General features: G+C 55.5%; 15 protein-coding genes. 10 read left to right on the plus strand and 5 right to left on the minus strand.

The window, feature by feature from the left end:
* Position 1: 1 nt before the first annotated feature.
* Positions 2-1,051, minus strand: coding sequence for an ABC transporter ATP-binding protein (locus ACR0AH_RS16280; protein ID WP_480592796.1), 1,050 nt, complete (start codon positions 1,049-1,051; stop codon positions 2-4).
* Between the two features lie 81 nt (positions 1,052-1,132).
* The gene (locus ACR0AH_RS16285; protein WP_170392843.1) at positions 1,133-2,872 is read right to left on the minus strand and encodes an ABC transporter substrate-binding protein; all 1,740 of its coding nucleotides are present in this window, start codon (positions 2,870-2,872) and stop codon (positions 1,133-1,135) included.
* Between the two features lie 1,310 nt (positions 2,873-4,182).
* Between ACR0AH_RS16285 and ACR0AH_RS16290 the strand changes: the two genes are divergently transcribed.
* Positions 4,183-7,095, plus strand: coding sequence for a VWA domain-containing protein (locus ACR0AH_RS16290; RefSeq protein ID WP_480592798.1), 2,913 nt, complete (start codon positions 4,183-4,185; stop codon positions 7,093-7,095).
* 352 nt (positions 7,096-7,447) lie between these two features.
* Here the strand turns inward: ACR0AH_RS16290 and ACR0AH_RS16295 are convergent, their stop codons facing one another.
* Positions 7,448-8,383, minus strand: a complete 936-nt coding sequence (locus ACR0AH_RS16295; RefSeq protein WP_480592800.1) for a LysR family transcriptional regulator — start codon at positions 8,381-8,383, stop codon at positions 7,448-7,450.
* Positions 8,384-8,702: 319 nt separating this feature from the next.
* On the opposite strand from ACR0AH_RS16295, the gene ACR0AH_RS16300 reads away from it, so the two are divergent.
* Entirely contained in the window at positions 8,703-9,560 is an 858-nt protein-coding gene (locus ACR0AH_RS16300; protein ID WP_170733038.1) for an alpha/beta hydrolase, read from the plus strand.
* A 98-nt stretch (positions 9,561-9,658) separates the two neighbouring features.
* Positions 9,659-10,534 (plus strand): hypothetical protein, encoded by an 876-nt coding sequence (locus ACR0AH_RS16305; protein WP_480592802.1) that lies wholly within the window; start codon positions 9,659-9,661, stop codon positions 10,532-10,534.
* 101 nt (positions 10,535-10,635) lie between these two features.
* Here the strand turns inward: ACR0AH_RS16305 and ACR0AH_RS16310 are convergent, their stop codons facing one another.
* Positions 10,636-11,010 (minus strand): hypothetical protein, encoded by a 375-nt coding sequence (locus ACR0AH_RS16310; protein WP_480592804.1) that lies wholly within the window; start codon positions 11,008-11,010, stop codon positions 10,636-10,638.
* A gap of 589 nt (positions 11,011-11,599) precedes the next feature.
* Positions 11,600-11,896: a hypothetical protein gene (locus tag ACR0AH_RS16315; protein ID WP_480592806.1), complete on the minus strand. Its 297-nt coding sequence runs from the start codon at positions 11,894-11,896 to the stop codon at positions 11,600-11,602.
* A 149-nt stretch (positions 11,897-12,045) separates the two neighbouring features.
* Here ACR0AH_RS16315 and ACR0AH_RS16320 point away from each other — a divergent pair, with 149 nt between their 5' ends.
* The 7 genes from ACR0AH_RS16320 to ACR0AH_RS16350 all read left to right on the plus strand — a co-directional run bounded on the left by ACR0AH_RS16320 (position 12,046) and on the right by ACR0AH_RS16350 (position 17,423).
* Positions 12,046-15,312, plus strand: coding sequence for an autotransporter domain-containing protein (locus tag ACR0AH_RS16320; protein WP_480592808.1), 3,267 nt, complete (start codon positions 12,046-12,048; stop codon positions 15,310-15,312).
* Between the two features lie 411 nt (positions 15,313-15,723).
* Positions 15,724-16,083, plus strand: a complete 360-nt coding sequence (locus ACR0AH_RS16325) for a DUF3489 domain-containing protein (protein WP_480592830.1) — start codon at positions 15,724-15,726, stop codon at positions 16,081-16,083.
* Positions 16,080-16,361, plus strand: a complete 282-nt coding sequence (locus tag ACR0AH_RS16330; RefSeq protein ID WP_480439117.1) for a DUF2924 domain-containing protein — start codon at positions 16,080-16,082, stop codon at positions 16,359-16,361. Before ACR0AH_RS16325 ends, ACR0AH_RS16330 begins: the two co-directional genes overlap by 4 nt.
* A gap of 283 nt (positions 16,362-16,644) precedes the next feature.
* Complete coding sequence (locus ACR0AH_RS16335; protein ID WP_480439213.1) at positions 16,645-16,782, plus strand: recombinase family protein; 138 nt, start codon at positions 16,645-16,647, stop codon at positions 16,780-16,782.
* Positions 16,779-16,904, plus strand: coding sequence for a hypothetical protein (locus ACR0AH_RS16340; protein ID WP_480439119.1), 126 nt, complete (start codon positions 16,779-16,781; stop codon positions 16,902-16,904). The genes ACR0AH_RS16335 and ACR0AH_RS16340 overlap by 4 nt, the downstream gene beginning before the upstream one ends.
* Before the next feature lie 45 nt (positions 16,905-16,949).
* A complete protein-coding gene (locus ACR0AH_RS16345; RefSeq protein ID WP_480592832.1) occupies positions 16,950-17,156 on the plus strand; it encodes a recombinase family protein in 207 nt (68 codons plus the stop codon).
* Positions 17,157-17,162: 6 nt separating this feature from the next.
* Positions 17,163-17,423, plus strand: a complete 261-nt coding sequence (locus tag ACR0AH_RS16350) for a hypothetical protein (RefSeq protein WP_480439121.1) — start codon at positions 17,163-17,165, stop codon at positions 17,421-17,423.
* Positions 17,424-17,441: the final 18 nt, after the last annotated feature.

Raw genomic sequence — 17,441 nt, forward strand, 5'->3', positions numbered from 1 at the left:
GTCAGGCTATCCTTTTGCCGTCTTGGCCGAAATACCGGCAATGGGCCGGGTTCATGTAGAAGCTGTGGTCTTCACCCACCTGATAGGGATGGACACCCGAGGCCAGGGATACCCACGCCTCATCCCCATGTTGGAAGTGCGCGCTGGAATCCGAGCCCGAAAGCTCGGTCACGATGACCCGCCCGGTCAGCTCCACGTCGGCGTCGGAACAGCGGAACGGGGTCACCCGGTGCGGACGCACGGCGACCAAGTAGTCACCATCGGCTATATCGGTGACTTTCCAGCCACCACCGCCGACCAATTGCGCCTGCGCATCAGACACAGTGATGCGCGCCACATTGATGGGCGGGTCAGAGAACACACGAGCTGCAGAGATGTTCTCGGGGTTGCGATAGATATCTGAGGTGGGGCCAAATTGGGTGACGCGCCCGTCCTCCATCAAAGCGGTGTAGCCGCCAAGCATCAACGCCTCTTCCGGTTCCGAGGTGGCATAGACCACCACGGCCCCGCGCCCGGCGAACAGGTCGGGCAGTTGTTCACGCAGTTCTTCACGCAGCTTGTAATCGAGGTTGGCCAGTGGTTCGTCAAGAAACACTGCGCGGCTTTCCTTTGCAATCGCGCGGGCCAGCGCGGTACGCTGCTGCTGGCCACCTGACAACTCATGCGGACGGCGCTGTAGCATTGGGCGCAACTGCAGCAAGTTGGCGGCCTCTTCGACGCGGCCTTCGATTTCGGATTTTGCCATCCCCGCCACGCGTAAGGGCGAGGCGATGTTGTCGAAAACGGTCATATGCGGGTAGTTCACGAAGAACTGGTGTACCAAACTGATCTGCCGCTTTTGCGTGTTCAGCTTGGTGACGTCCTGCCCGTCCATCAGAACTTTGCCCGAGGCGATCGGGTCCAGCCCTGCCATCATCTTGATCAGCGAGGTTTTGCCCGACCCCGTAGCGCCCAACAGCACATTGAAATGGCCAGTCTTGAGCGTCAGGTTCGTAGGCTTGATATGGATGACATTGCCAACCCGTTTGGTGGCGTCTTTAAGTTCGATCATGTCCGTGGGTTCCGGTCCTTCAGTGCGTCGCACTGGCCTTGGGGTGGGGATGCCGCACACGGCACCCCCGGTTTCGTTTGCTTACTGAGACTGCCAGCGCTGAACCAGTTCGTCATAGTTGACGGTCTGGCCCTGCGGCTTTTCGTTCTCAAGCTTGGCCTTGGGCGAGCCCGGCTTTTCCAACCAGAAGGCGGCATCCTGCGGCTCGTTCAGACGCGGGCCACAGCCACCGTAGACACCGGCGCTTTCGTCAGCGGCCTGCATCCGGGCCATAGTGATGTCCATCTCTTCTGCCAGACGGTCCATCGCCTCTTGCGGGGTGAAGGCGCCCGAGTTCACGTCACCGATCTGCTGCCACCAGATCTGGGCCAGCTTCGGATAGTCCGGCACGTTGATGCCGGTCGGTGACCATGCCACACGGTCGGGTGAGCGGTAGAACTCGACCAGACCACCCAGCTTGGGTGCGCGCTCGGTGAACGACTCGTGGTTGACCGAGCTGTCGCGGATGAAGGTTAGGCCCACATGGGATTTCTTCACGTCGACAGTCTTGGAAGTCACGAATTGGGCATAGAGCCAAGCCGCCTGAGCACGATCCGCAGGCGTCGACTTCAGGAAGGTCCACGACCCCACGTCCTGATAACCAACCTTCTGGCCTTCTTCCCAATAGGGTCCGTGCGGGCTGGGCGCCATCCGCCACAGCGGCGTGCCTTCGTCATCCACGGTGTTGTTGCCTTCGGACTTCGGCTTCACCATGTCCGCGGTGAAGGCAGTGTACCAGAAGATCTGCTGAGCCACGTTGCCTTGGCTAAGCGCTGGCAACGACTGGTAGAAGTCATAAGACGCCGCACCCGGAGGCGCATAAGCCCGCAGCCATTCATCCCACTTGCGGATCGCATAGACCGCAGCCGGGCCGTTCGCAGCACCACCACGCGAAACGGATGCGCCAACAGGGTTACAAGTGCCCGCTTCCATGCGGATGCCCCATTCGTCGACGGGAACGCCGTTCGGTTCACCCACGTCACCGGCGCCGGCCATCGACAGCCAGGCGTCAGTCATGCGCCAGCCGAGGTCAGGCGCGCGCTTACCATAATCCATGTGGCCATAGATCGTGGTGCCATCGACTTCTTTCACGTCATTGGTGAAGAACTCGGCGATGTCTTCGTAGGCCGACCAATTGACCGGAACGCCTAGATCATAGCCGTATTTCTCTTTGAACGCGGCCTTGTTGGCTTCGTCATCGAACCAGTCCTTGCGGAACCAATATAGGTTCGCAAACTGCTGGTCAGGCAATTGATAAAGCTTGCCATCAGGGCCGGTGGTGAACTGAATGCCCATGAAGTCATCCAGATCCAGCGTTGGCGAGGTTGTCGCCGCCCAATCACCTTCCATCATATCGGTCAGCGGATAGGCCAACTGCAGGCGCGAATGTGTCCCGATCAGGTCGCTGTCGTTGACATAGCCATCATACAGATTCCGTCCGGTTTGTAGCTGAGTCTGTACGGCCTGAACCACTTCGCCTTCGCCGAGAATCTGGTGATTGACCTTGATCCCGGTTATTTCCTCGAACGCCTTGGTCAGAACCTCGGATTCATAGGAATGCGTCGGGATACCCTCGGACAGGACATTGATTTCCATGCCCGAGTACGGTTGTGCAGCTTCGATGAACCACTTCATTTCGGACAACTGTTCATCCTTCGACAAGGTCGATGGCTGGAATTCGTCGTCGATCCAACGTTGTGCTGCGGCTTCGTCGGCCCAAGCAGGACCATGCCCCGCAATGACGGCCGCTGCCGCCACGGCGGAAAGTAGATGTCTCCGCATCTGTCTCCTCCCAAAGATTATGTGATCCGGTGCAGACCGGATGGCAAACAGCATCGATGATATTCGGCGCTGCTGTCAAACTAAAATTTTAGTAATAAGAGATAACAAATTTAAGCTCTTGATAAATAATAATAATACCTGCTTGCGGCGTGTTGGAAGTAGAATATACGCTCAAACAAATGGTGTCCGTAGGTGCTGAAAGCATCGCGAAACACCCAATTCTGAAGTGAGCTTAGCGCTTGCTGTTCCAATGCAAATTGGGTGGAACCCAACGCTGAACCAACCATAGCAGTGCTATACCGGATGCGCCGGAAAGGCGTGGAAATGAAACTGCATCTTGGCGATGAGCCGCCCCAGATTGATCAAATACCTGTTCACAGTGTCATCAAAGTGCGTCAGTGGCTGGTGATGATCGTCGATGGCTAACGTTTTCTGAGATTGCAGAAGAAAAAGGCACCTCCAAACGCCGGGTGCGGCATCGTCGACGCCGTCATTGTCAGTCATCACAAACGCCTCGCTTCAAGGCGGGATGGCCAGACCTTCGATCTTGTTCAGAACTACCTCTCGTCGAGGCCAAGTCGGGCAGCATGTCGAGGATCTTTTGCTTGCTGACAACGGGCAGGGGACCGTCCAGCGGGGCCGAAGTTAATTCCGACAGCGGGATGCGGCAAATATTCCTGGTCACTGTACTGTGATCGTGCTGGTAGTCGCGCTTGATCAAATAGACTTAATCGTCAACCTGCGCGTAGCTCAGCTCTTGCTCAGTCATATAAAGGTGGATAACACCTTTCGGTATCTTGGAGTTGAGCTCGAGGAAGCCTTAGCCGTAGTGGAGGCAATTGAAATCTGACGCCTCTGGGTCGCCCTTACAGACGGCCCAAACCTGCCATTGAACACGGCACTCTCGTTACAGTGCGGAATTTCATAAAGCTGACATAGGTCAAGCGTTTGATTGAATCGTCAATGGAAAAGCTCATTGAGCATTTGGGTAGTTTGACAGCGACAGTTAGGACTTGGTTTGAATTCTGCTCACCTGTAGCGAGGCGAGATCGGATTAGGCGGTAAGCCGCCTCGAAAAAGGCCTGAAAAGCATAATAGTAAATGATTGTGCTGCTGCCTCCGTTGAGCGAGTAAGTATCATCTGGTACTATGCCCCATTGTTTTATTTTTTTTGACCGCAGCTGCGCGGGTGAAGTGAAGCTGATTTTCGAAGGTGCATGTCATTTCATATGCACCGGGCCATCTGTGGATTTTGAGTATCAGAGACTTCTTCAGTCCTGCCGCGGCGGCGAAAGCTGACGGAGGACAATATGACTCATGACCTTGGCCGCGTTGTGCCTGTATCCCAGGCCGTAACGGATGCATCCCCCCTCAATCTTGTGCTTGATCCAAGCCCGATCGGAAGTCCGCGATTTGCAATGCTGCATTTCGACAATGTCTCGCTCTCTGGCGGCGCCCGGCTCGAGGTGAACCTTGGCTATACGACGGATGTGTTCTCGTCCGGCGCGCCCAGCGATTTCTGGACACGCCCTGCCGATGCGGCGACGGCTCCGATCGAAATCAGGATCGTCGGTGGCAGCGGTTCGGCGCGCCTGTTGGAATACGGCAGCGGCGAACCGACCCAAACAGTCAATCCGCCGGGAACCTTCACCGGCAGCCTGTCGAACCCCGATCCGTTTCTGCACACAAATCCCTTCGATGAACCGATCTATGAGACGCGGCTGATGTGCACGTCCGGGTTCGCCTGGCAGAATGCCGATTGCGCACCGCCCGCGGGCATTTCCCCAGCCGTCAAAGCGCAGGTCGAGAACGCCAGCGGCATCATTTTCTTGGTGCACGCTGGGCATGTCAGCAGTTGCTCGGGCACGCTGATCGTCGGCGATCTTTTTCTGACCTCGCGCCATTGCCTGACCGACGCCAGCGGCGAGGACGTTCGTAGCGCATCGGTGACTTTCGATTATGCGCCCAATTGCGACGGCTCGCGCCCAGGCGGCCATGCTCCGCGTTTCTTCAAGGTTATCGAAGAGGTGGCGTCCGGCACCGCACCGGGCCCTTCGACGGTCAACTCCGATTGGGTCGTCGTACGGCTCGACGCTGCACCCGGCAGCTTACCCGCGCCAATCCCCATCAGGACCAGCAACCTGATGGCCGGCGAAACGCTGTTGTCGATGCACCACCCAGGCGGTTCGGTGAAGAAAACACAGTCGGTTGTCTATGATGGCGACACCTCGACCATCAACGGGTTCGATTTCGCCGGCGGCAGTTCGGGCTCGGGTCTGTTCGACGCCGCCGGGCAACTTGTCGGCGGGCCGCTCAGCCAGGGGCCTATACCGGGTCCGTGCAATGTGAGGTTTACACCGGTCGCGGGCATTATCAATACACTCGAGAACCCGTCGCCGCCTCCGAACCCGCTCGATGTCATGCTGGTCTTCGACAAATCCGGCAGCATGAACAGCAACGCGCCGCCAGCAGGCCGCTCGAAACTGGAAGAGGCACAGGATGCGGCCAGCCTCTTTGTGCAATTGGTGCAAAACGGCGGTGGTAACCGGCTTGGGCTGGTGGCTTTTAACCATAGCCCTAACCTGGAACTCGGCCCCACAGCGACGGCCGCTGCCAAGAACACACTCGTCGGCAACACTCCACCGTTTGACGAGGGGCTGGTCGGAGACATCGCCGCAGGCGGCAACACCTCGATCGGTGGTGGCCTCAGCGAAGCGCTGTCGGCGATGTCCGGCACCAGCAACGATAGGACGATCCTGCTGCTGTCCGACGGTTTGCAGAACACCGATCCAATGGTCGAGGCGGTTGAGGACAGTTTGGGAGACACCCGCCTGTGCATCATCGGGTTCGGCTCCGATGCACAGATTGACGGCTCGCTTCTGGGTCGTTTGGCCGCCGAACATGGCGGACAATTCACCCGGGCTGTCGACGGTCTGGCGCTACGCAAATTCTTCGGCGTCTGCTTCGGCGACATCTTCCAGAGCGGTGCTCTGAACGACCCCGAACACGTGTTGCGTGCCAGTCAGACCGTTTCCGCGCCGCACACTTTCAAAGTCTGCGGCGAAGAGGAAATCACCGTGGCCATCGGCTGGGACGAGGTTTCGACGCCGCTGCGGCTGCACGTGAAAACACCAAAAGGCAAGTCCGTCGGTGGCAAAGGCTTCACCGAAGTGCGAGGTCGCACCTGGGCATTCATCCGCATTCCGCTGCCGTTCCGTGGCGAACGCGACGGTACCTGGAGCTTCACCGTAGACCGGGTGCCAACCGGGGGCGAATTCCCGCCGCCACCAACCGACGTCCAGTATTTCTCGCTGGTCGTGTGCGAAGGTGGGCCAAAGATGCGCTACCTTGGAAACCAGCAGCGCATTTATACCGGCGACCGGATCGATCCGCTGGTCGGTTTGCACTACCCGAACGGAACCGTGCCCCACGGGACAACTGTGCACGTGACGGCGACCTCTCCCACCCGCTCGCTTGGGGCCTTGGTCCAAGAGCGCGGCATCTCCAAACCGGTCATCACCGGTGACGCGCTCGGTGGATTCCGCGCAACGTTGCAAACCATCGAACGCGAGGAAGGCGCACTGCCGGTTGTTGCCGACAGCATGACATTCGCACTCCACGACGATGGGGCACATGACGATGGTGCCATGGCCCCGGACGGCGTCTTCAACTTGCCGCTGAAGGACTTTTCGGTTGTCGAAGGCACCTATGATTTCCGCGCGACGGCCCGCTATGGCGACGATTGCCAGTCCACCCGCGAGGTCATGTGGTCGGTCCATGTCGAGATAGGCATCGACCCCGAGAAGACCGATGTAGTGATTGAAGGTTCCGATGGCAAAGGCACGCTGGTCCTGACGCCGCGTGACAAATACGGCAATCCCCTCGGACCCGGACGTCCGGGCAGTTTCGAGGTTCACCCCATTCCGGGTGTCTCGATCGACGGGCGCGTCAAGGACAGGGGCAACGGCAGCTATGGTGTCGACATCTCTTGGGACGCAGACATCGATCGCCCCGGCATCGTGGTGCAGCAACCCGACCGGGCCCCTGGCGTCTATCAGCCGCCCGCAGGTGCGGTGCCTTGCGACGACAATGAAGACAAGGATTGCTTCGACAAGGCCGAGAAACTGCTGGATTGCATCGGCTTGCCCGACTCCGATGTACGCAAGATCCGCATCAAAAGCGTCTGCGTCGAGTTCTTGATCGACAATGACAAAGAGTGCTAGGTCTAGCGCCTAAAGGTCAATCTCCGAAGCAGAGTAACATCCGCATGATCCGGGGTGCTTGGCGAGGCAAGGTGGGCCCATTGCTGCCGTTTGACCCTGGTCACCTTCTCGCGGTGCGGACCGTCAAAGCTGTCGTTCGCTGCAATCGCGAAGCTGGAAAGTAGACGATGATCTGGGGAACGGCTCTGAGCGGAGATGTAACTTTAACGGACGATGTTGCAGCTTAACCCAACAGACCTGCCATCTATGGATTGTGGTTTCGTCAGGACCCAAGGGCGGGTGCTGATTTGGATGGCCTTTGTGTACTTCGAAGATCTCACGTGCAAACTATCATCCCAGCTCGAACATCTGATCAGTCGGATTTGGCGATCTCTAATGCTTGTTCCCTTAGCCAATTGATCGCTGGATTGAAGCGGCTACGCTCGTGGCGGACAAGAAAATAAGGGAAGCCACAACTCGGCCGAAACGGAGATGAACAAAGAGAGGTCAATTTCTGGACTTGCTTTGCCAGCCGCTTGGGGACAGCTGCAACTGCATCCGTCTGTCCTACCAAAAAAGGTAATGTGGTGAAGTAAGGCTGCTGGAACACAGCATTCGAACCATCTCCTTTTTCCCTCATGATCGTATCGGGTTTCAGACCCGAAGTGCCCGGAAAACTGAACTCGATTAACCGGTAAGCCGAAACGTCTTGCGGAGTAAGTGCCCGTTTTGATGACGCATGTTCTTCAAGCGGATGGCCTTGTCGGAACAGGATTTCGTAGGTTTCATCAAATAGCTTCTGAACAAGCAAATCGTTCCTCGCATCCAAATCCGCGTATAGCAGCAGATCAAATGCTCCTTTTTCCAAATCGGTAAAGCTTTGCGGCACCAGTGGCGAGACATTGAACCTTAATGCTGGTGCGGTAACGGCAAAGACTTCCATCATGGGTCCCAGGACAGCCGCGACGCCGTAATCTGTCGAGGCAATGCGATAGCAATGGTTGGACTGTGCCGGATCAAAGGCGGACGGCTGGAAGACGTCAGCTATCGCCGACAGGGCAGCATCGACCGGTTCATTCAAGCCCAGAGCATGATCCGTTAATTGGTATCCGGACTGCGTTCGGATCAGCACCGGATCTCCAATAAGGTCGCGTACCCGGGCGAGGATTCGACTGGCGGCGGGCTGGCTGATCCCCAGATGTATTGCCGTGCGTGTCACGCTGCTTGTGCGAAGCAGGAGCTGTAGGAACCGTAGAGTCCTAACATCCAGAGAAGTTAAGATGTCATTCATTTTTTGCATGCTCATCATGCTATTTGCGTCATCCCAATTATGTCCGTCGCGAGTTAACTGACAAGTGAAGCCTAACCGGGCGCCCCCCCAGATCGGGGCGCTCGATCCAAGATCGTTTGGTTGTCGAGACCATCAAACTGTATACGAAAGGGCAGCAGCAGTGATTACACGACGCATGTTCAACTCAATCGCGATTGCAACATCCTTGAGCGGAGCTTTCGCCGCCCGCGCTAGCACAGCGGAGGCATCCGGTGACCCAGATCAATCGGCATTTGGCTCTTATGATGTTGAAACAGTGTCCTTTGACAGCTCTGGGGAAACCCTTGTTGGAAAGTTGTTGAGACCTGCTTCGGAAGGACTTCACCCGGCAGTTGTGATCATCGGCCCTGTTGCATTCGTCAAGGAACAGTCACCGGTGCAATATGCAACCCGCCTGGCATCGCGCGGGCTGGCAGTTCTGATATTCGATCCACGCTATCACGGAGAAAGCTCGGGCTCACCCCGACGCTACGAGTCTGGTGAAGCCAAGGTTGAAGACTGCCAAGCCGCCCTCGGTTTTCTCGCAAACCAAGAAGGCATCGACGCAAACCGGCTTCATCTTCTCGGGATCTGTCAGGGTGTCAACTGGGCGATTGAAACAGCGGTGACAGACGGTCGCGTGGCCTCTCTCGGGGTTGTCGCGGGCCACTATCTAACTGAGGAAACCGCCAGAATGTACCTTGGCAGTGATGCCGAGGTTGAAGCACGCATAGATCGCGCGGCCAAAGCAGCCACCGAATTCGAAAAAACGGGGGAAGCAAGCTACATCCCGATCGTCGGCTCTGAGGATGCCCTTCTGACCGCAACTGCCATCGCAGACTGGTACCTACCATGGGATAACAGGGCCCCTTGGCTGACTTTCAAAGGGGGTTGGGAAAACCGCATCACCGCGATGAGCGAAGCTGGCATTTGGGGCTGGCGGATCGACGAAACAGCCCCTCAACTGAACCTGCCTGTATTGATGATCCATGGCGACAGAGCGGCAAGCGGTCAGGTCATTCCCCGCCGCATTTTTGAAGAAATCGCGTCAGAAAAGAAGACGCTGTATTGGATCGACGGCGCCAACCAGCTTCAGTTTTACGAAGACCCGTTGATCATTGATGCCGCCGTCAATGCTCTGGCTCCGCACTTTCTTGCCTCCAATCGAACCCTTTGATGCAAACCGCTCGGTTCATTGACGCCGCCCCGGAACAATCATTGCCGGAAAAACGGGCGGCAACATCAAGGCACAGATACACCGGAGAAATATTTGAGATGAGAGTTCTTTCGCTATTGTTCACTTGCACCACGTCCTTACCTGTTGTCGCCGAACAGGAGCTGCCGCCCTTTACCGAAGCCGTTTTGCCGATGGGAAATGATGTCTATACCGTATCGATTGGACCGGGTGGGCCAGATGAAGAGTTCAGCTCAGACGCCACTAACGGCGGGCTCTACAAGCTCACTCCTGATGGCGCGACCGAAGAAATCAAACTCTCGGATGGGCAAGGTCTGCGCAACCCAACAGGGATGGTGCGTTCCGGCAACCAGATTGTCATTGTGGATGGCAATGAGGTCATTTCTACCGCTTCGGATGGCACGGTAAACTGGCGTCAGGCTCTCGATGACGATGGTGTTTTTCTCTACGATATCGAAGCCCTCGACGACGACACCCTTCTTGTGAGTGATTTTGGGCGCGGCGCATTCCTATCGGTCGCAGCCCAAACCGGACAAATTCAACCTCACCTCGGCGATTTGCGCATCAGTGGTCTCGCCGGCTTTGCAATCGCAGAGACAGGTATTTACGCTGTGTCCTGGGGCAGCGACGACGCCTGGGACAGCGCTTTGTATTGGGTTCCGCATTCAGGCAACGGAGATACTGCTGTAGCTGTTTCAACCGGCTTTGGTAACTTGGAATCCGTTGAAGTCGTGAACGGCACAATTGTTGTCGGGGGTTACCGGGGTCACGAGAAGTACCCGAATGCGAGGCTCTTGCGCGTTGAAACTGATGGGTCCGTAGATCCGCTGAGCGTCGGGTCTCATTCGCGTGGGATTTCCGATATACTCTTCGATGGGTGGTCGATTTGGCTGACCTATTTCTATGACGCATCCTATGCGGAGTTGCCGTCTCAGGCGATACAGAACTTTGACTAAAAGACGCGCGTACTCTCGCTTCTGTGGTGTGGGGCTTCCGCCTGTACCATATGCTCCGAGAGCTATTTTACGGCCCTAGTCCCGGTTCCCAGAAGGCATATTTAGTCGCTGTCTTCAGTGAAATCCTCAGGCTTTAGTACCATGATTTCAAGGTATCTAGCGTTCGAAATTGGATCAATCCGATTGGCCTCTTCGCTAACGAATTCCACCCAAGCAGTTGTGTGATCATTAGTTTCGTGGCACCTTAACTTCAGCACGTCTTGGACCAATTGGCACAATATCCTCGCATCTTCGAGGTCGCGGGCATGGCCAAGCAGCATGCTGCGTTTCGCTTTCTCAAATTTTTTGTTCCTAACACGGAGCGCTTCAAGCCTTGCCGACTCGGCTTCTTTCGTTCTTCGCTCATGGTCTTGTTTGCGTTCAATTAACCACTCATGCTGGCGCTCGGCATGTTCCCGGTGAATGGTCTCGGCCAATACAACCAATTCGATTGCAAGCTCGGTAAGACGCGTTTCAAGTTTGACGTCCGGCTCATCCGCCCAAGATAACCGGACATCTTGCCCACGAAAGTGGTTTGGAACGATCAGAGTTATTAGTTCTTTAGCTGGCCTGTGGCCACCGGGGTTCCGATAGTAGTTGCTCTGCCTCAAATCCGCCGTCGCGAGAAGCTAAAGTGGTACATGCCGTTGATGAATGGAAATTGAGATTTCGATGGTCTCTTCTCCCTTAATTCTCGGTTTGCCACCGCATTTTGCGACGCCCAGGAAAGCCGCAGCAAGCCCCTATCTCGCCAAAGATCTAACCACGCTGACGGCCCGTTGCAGACATTCGACGCGTATCCGAAGTTTTGCGCTAAGAGCGCTCGGCAGAAATTCGAGTGGGCACGAGTTCTAAACCCGTTTGGCATTCATGCAGACAGATGGAGGTTATTTGAATAATTCTATCATTCCACCGGATCCAAGTAGGGAGCTGCCGCTGGCCGGTTTTTTCAGAGCATGCATGTGATCAAATTGCATCATACAAAAGACCAGTCAGAAATTCGTTAATATATCGTTAATCGGAACATCAAAAAGCCATCTTTTTTTTGCTGCTAACAAATACGCGGAGGTTTTCGCGCAAAAAAGTTGCGGTGGTTTCCAGACCACTCTTAAGGGGTGAACAAGATGTTACGAGTAAGCGGTTTGAACCGCAAAGCGCGCCGTCGTACAGCGGCACTTTCCAAAGCGCAGACGAGCAAATACCATCAAGGAAAATCCGCTGCATATCGCGCTTTCGCTGCTCCAGTTGCTGCCGGTGCGATAGGTTTGGGTGCATCGATTGGAGTGGCAACTCCTTCGATCGCGCAAACGGTTGTTCCTCCATCAAACGGTCCGTGCAGTGTTGCGGGTGACCTCGCCACCTGTACGGGAGATGTTTCAACGGGTGTTCAGGCAAACGGGCCAGCAATCGAAACGCTCAATATCAATAACGTGACTGCTCCGGGAATTGCACCAGGCGGTAGAACAGACGGAGTGGCTTTCAGCACACCAACAGGTAACGTAACCCTTAACATCCAGACGAATGGAACCGACGGCATTGTCACGACGGGGAACGGCGCGGATGGGATTGTTGTGGATGCGGACGGCGACGGGGATGTTTCGATCACTTCGACGGGCGACATTGCAACCGACGGACGTCGGTCCTTTGGCATTCGGTCCGATCTTGAGGGTGACGGTGCCATTTCGGTTAACTCGACCGGCAATATCACGACATCCGGACCCAGCAGAAGCGCCGGTATCGGCGCTACTCAACAAGGTGGTGATGGCGATGTGTCAGTGGTTTCAGCGGGTCGTATAAGCACATCGGGCAGCCGTTCAGACGGAATTTACGCCAATCAGGACGGTGGAGACGGCACGGTATCGGTCAACTCAGCGGGCGATATCAGCACAATTCGAAATCGATCAACAGGCATCACCGCTCTTCAGAGTGGCGGCGAAGGGGATGTCTCGGTGGTGTCGAATGGCAATATCTCAACGGCTGGAAACAACTCTGGCGGTATACTTGGACAGCAAAGCGATGACGATGGCGATGTCGCGATCCAATCAACCGGAAACATCACAACAGAAGGAAACAACGCGAACGCCGTCTTGGCGCGTCAAAATGGCGGCGATGGGGATATCACAGTTGAATCCGAGGGCAACCTCTCGACTTCTGGAAATAACGCCCGCGGGATCTTTGCACGGCAAGACGACGGTGATGGCGATATCACGATCCGCTCGACCGGAAATATCACAACAGCTAGCAACAACGCTGATGGCATCTTTGCCCGCCAAAGGGGTGGAGACGGAGATATCAACGTCACTTCGTCGGGCAATATTTCGTCCGCAAGGGACGGCATCCGCGCGCTTCTGACCAATGATGGCGACATTACAATTTCGAACCGGGGCGATGTCAGCGGCGCAGCAGCGGGCGACGGTATCAACGCCACGGTGAATGGCGCTGGTGATGTCGTCGTCGACAGCATCGGGGATATTACTGGCAGAGAATACGGGATTTACGGCGTAGCAAATGGAACAGGCAACGTAACGGTCAATTCTAACGGCAACATTTCTGCTGAAGAAGAACATGCGATCTTTGCTGACGCGGAGGACGGGAATGTGACCGTCAATGTGACGGGCGACGTCCAATCCCTCGATAGCGATGCAATTGATGTGGAAACCGGCAGCCCCGGAGGTGTGATTGACGTCACTGTGGTGGGCAATATCACTGGCGATGCGATCGGCATTGACGCTGATGCCGAGGACTCCGGTGATATCAACATTCAGGTCACAGGTGATATCCGCGCCGGTTCGGATGACGGCATCGAAGCCGAAGTTGATGGTGACGGCGACATCTCGATCACGATGAACGGTGATATCGAAGCAAGCGAACACGGGATCCGCAGCTTTGTTGCTGGCGACGGAAACATCTCGGTTGAAGCGTCGGGTGAAATTGCGGCGGAAAATATTGATGGCATTAACGCTGAAATAGACGGAAACGGCGATGTTACTATTTCGGCATCCGGTACCATCGATGCCGAAGTTGACGGAATCTTCGCCCATGTGACCGAGAACGGCAACATAAGCATTACAAACGCTGCATCCATAACCGCCAGAAACGACGAGGGAATTGACGCCGAAATCTTCGGAGATGGCGATGTCTTCATTAGAAACTCGGGGCGGATAACCTCTCGCGAAGACGATGCGATCGAAGTGGATATCGAGGGAAGCGGCGATGTCAGCATTGTGAACTCTGCCCAGCTCACCGCCGATTCCGACGCGATCGATATCGAACTAAACGGTGACGGCGATGCCCGTGTGACCAACAGCGGGGCGTTGCGTTCGCTGGACAATAACGGGATCGAAGTGGACGTGGACGGAGCCGGTTCAATCACCATTGTGAACACCGGAAATATTGATGCGTTCGAATACGGTATCGAGATCGAAGATCGCGACAACAACGCCGCTGCAATAATCACAAATTCCGCCCGCATCACCGGTCGAGAAGGCTTTTCCATCGTATATGGCGGCGATGGGAACGACACGTTGAATCTCGAGCCCGGCTCGATTCTGAACGGATCGGTCGATTTCGGCAATGGCAACGATGGCATGGGGGGCACGAACCCGAATGACATTGACACGTTGAACTTTGCGCGCGGGATGAATTCGGTTGTAAATTTTGCTGATGCATCGGGTGACGATAATGACCTCGCATCCGCCCCCGAAGTCGTCAATTTTGAAGGGGCCGGCGTTGTGGCCAACAATGGCCTCACTGCGGTTTCGGTGGATACGACGGGATTCGCGGCCCAAGGTACCTTTATCAGCGATCTCACCGACGCGGTGTTCAATACGATTGACACCGCCAGCCCCTATGCGTCCGGCTCGTCCGGTGGCCAGGTTAGCAGAAACCTGGGTCCTTTCGGGTATGTTGAACAGGATAACGGCCCATATGTCTGGGGTTCAGCCTTCGGAGGAGATCGCGATGTTGAAGAAGACGGTTCAAATCTTGGATTCAGCCATCGTATGTACGGTTTCGTAGTTGGTGCCGAGACGAATGAATTCATCGATAACAGCGATTTTGGTGTTCTTGTCGGATATGACGACAGCCATGTCTCGCTGGATCAAGACGCAGGAGATACCGATATCACGTCATATTTTGGGGGCGTCTACCTCGAAAGGGACTACGGACGATACAGCCTCAACGCAGCGCTTCTTGCTGGCGTAACCGACAATGAAGCGACCCGAAACGTTGATGGCGGCGAAGCGAAAGGCGATTTTGACGGCACGTTCGTTTCGCCATCGCTCTCGATCTCGGCACCCATCAACGCCTTTCCAATTCCTGCCTTCTTCAGTGCACGCGCAAGCTATGTCTTTCTGAAACTTGATGAATATACCGAAACAGGAACCGCGTATCCGCTGACTGTCGAAGATCGGAACGTTTCGCTGTTCAACACGCGGGCTCAATTGAACTTGCCCCGCCTCTACGAGGCCGCAAATGGATCGAGTACCTACCTGAACTGGGCCGTTGGAGTAGATGCAACTTTTGATGCAGGATCCGACGATGTGGACGCAATCGTAGCAGCGACACCCTTTTCTTTCGTAGCTTCAACAGAAGATGCAGCTGCAGGGTTTCTTGGCTTTACGCTTGAACATACCTCTGCAGATGGAAACCGATCGATAGGCTTCAGCGGCGAGTTTCAATCAACCTTTGGTGGTGGATCCAGTGTTGTCGGAGAACTCACGGCTTCCATAAGGTTCTAAACCAACGAATTGCCGTATTGTTTGGTCAAATGTTGGTTCTTAACAGCCTCTTCAAACTGACTGCCTTAACATGGGAGCGTCTGTTTAGTTTCGTCACGCACGTCCAAGCCATCTACGCCTACGAAATCACAGGGGCTTTTTTGTATTTTCGAATCTAGCCGTAGGCGTCGACCGCGAAGGTCGGATTTCGCCTCCGCTACCGGATAGGTTTGCAACCGCAGAGAATGTCAGCTTCCCGCCCATTTTAATGTTAACAACTGGACTTTAGGCTGTTCGCAAGCGGTACTAACGACGGTCAAGACTCGCCCGAGGTGCCCGGGCTCCGCTCTGTTCAGGGCGCGGACTTAGCCTGTGCCCATAGAGTGGAGAATAAAATGTCAAATGCATCCAACCTGGAAATAAAATCACCACCTGCCAAAAAGCCCGGAGCAGCCGACGCGTCAACAAAGTCTACAGATACTGCTGTCCCTTAAGGCCGGTGCAACGATTGTGCAGATTCAAAACGTCTTTGGCTGGCAGCCGCATTCTGCGCTCGCAGCGATTTCGATGATGCGCAAGGCGGGACATACCGTTGAGCGATCAGGGTCTGAAAAAAGTACTGTCTATCGGATTGTGAAGGAGGCGTCAGCATTACGGATGCAAACTTCAAGTTTTGCGACCTTACGCACGTACTCGCTGACATCGAAAATCTGGACCGCTCTAGCTGCCTTGATCAGTGGCAGAAAATGTTCGGTCGGCCGCCGCCGAAGTAACTGTCCTCGCAGTTCATGAAGCCGGTGTTGACCTGGGAGCTACAGATACAAGAACTAGGCGGGTTGTCTGTGAAGACAGAACTCCGACTGCAACAAATCGCGTTGGGAAAAGCGCTGCCACCTAGTCTGAAACCAGGATCACATCTGGTGCGGGAGTGGAACGGACGCACCTATCAGATTGAAGTAATCGCGGGCGGATCCTTCTTGGACGGCAAAACGTGGCGCTCCCTGTCGGCCATCGCAAAGCACACCACCGGACCGCACTGGTCAGGCCCGCGCTTCTTCGGGGTTCAGTGATGCAACTTATCCGCTGCGCCATCTACACTCGAAAAAATTCGGAGGAGGGGCTAGAGCAGGAATTCAATTCGCTGGATACCCAGCGGGAAGCCTGCGAAGCATACATGCGAGCCAGAAGCACGAGGGCTGGGAATTGTTGCCGGATCACTATGATGATGGCGGTATCTCGGGCGGTCATCTTGACGGCCCTGCTCTGCAGCGGTTGATGCAGGCTGTAGATAATAATCACGTAGATCAGATTGTTGTTTGAAAGGTCGACCGGTTGACACGATCGCTGACTCACTTGGCAAAGCTGATCGACCATCTCGACGCAGCCGACGTATCGTTTGTGTCCGTTACCCAGTCCTTTAATTTGTCCACCAGCATGGGGCGCTTTACACTCAACGTGTTGCTCAGTTTCGCTCAGTTGAACGTGAAATGACCGCTGAACTTATCAGGGAAAAAATTGCGGCCTCTAAACACAAGGGCCTATGGATGGGCGGGAATGTTCCGTTTGGATATCAGGCGGACGGCCTGACGCTTAGAATCGACGAAGAGGAATAGGCAACAATTAGGGCGCTCCACGATCTCTATCTGGAGCATCAGACCATTTTTTGTTTCAAAGAGCGGGCGGAGGCACTGGAGCTCCGGATCCGGCGCCCGGAACGCCCGGGTGGGCGCGTGAGGGGCGGGACGTTCTTCGATCGCGGGCATATCCATCAACTTCTCAGCAACCCTATCTATGCTGGCCGCATACGACACAAGGGTCAGGTTGATGATGGGCAGTACCCCGCTATCATTGACCCGGCGGTATAGCAGCTGGTGCAGCAGTGGTTGATAGATGGCGCGGCAAGGGAGCGTGGATTAAAGCAGAAGGCCAAGCGATCAGTGCTGGCCGGGAAGCTCTTTGATGAGACCGGAGATCGGCTGACAACTAGCCATAGCCGCAAAAACGGCAAGCGTTTGCGTTACCACATCTCTAGAAGTCTGTTGACCGATCGAATTCAGAAGCATCCGGATGCCTGGCGGCTGTCGGCAGAGCAGCTCGAAAACCTTCTGGTCGAATGGTCAGACAACACTTGAACCGACCGAACGCTGTGA

Source organism: Ruegeria sp. AM5, assembly GCF_056540645.1.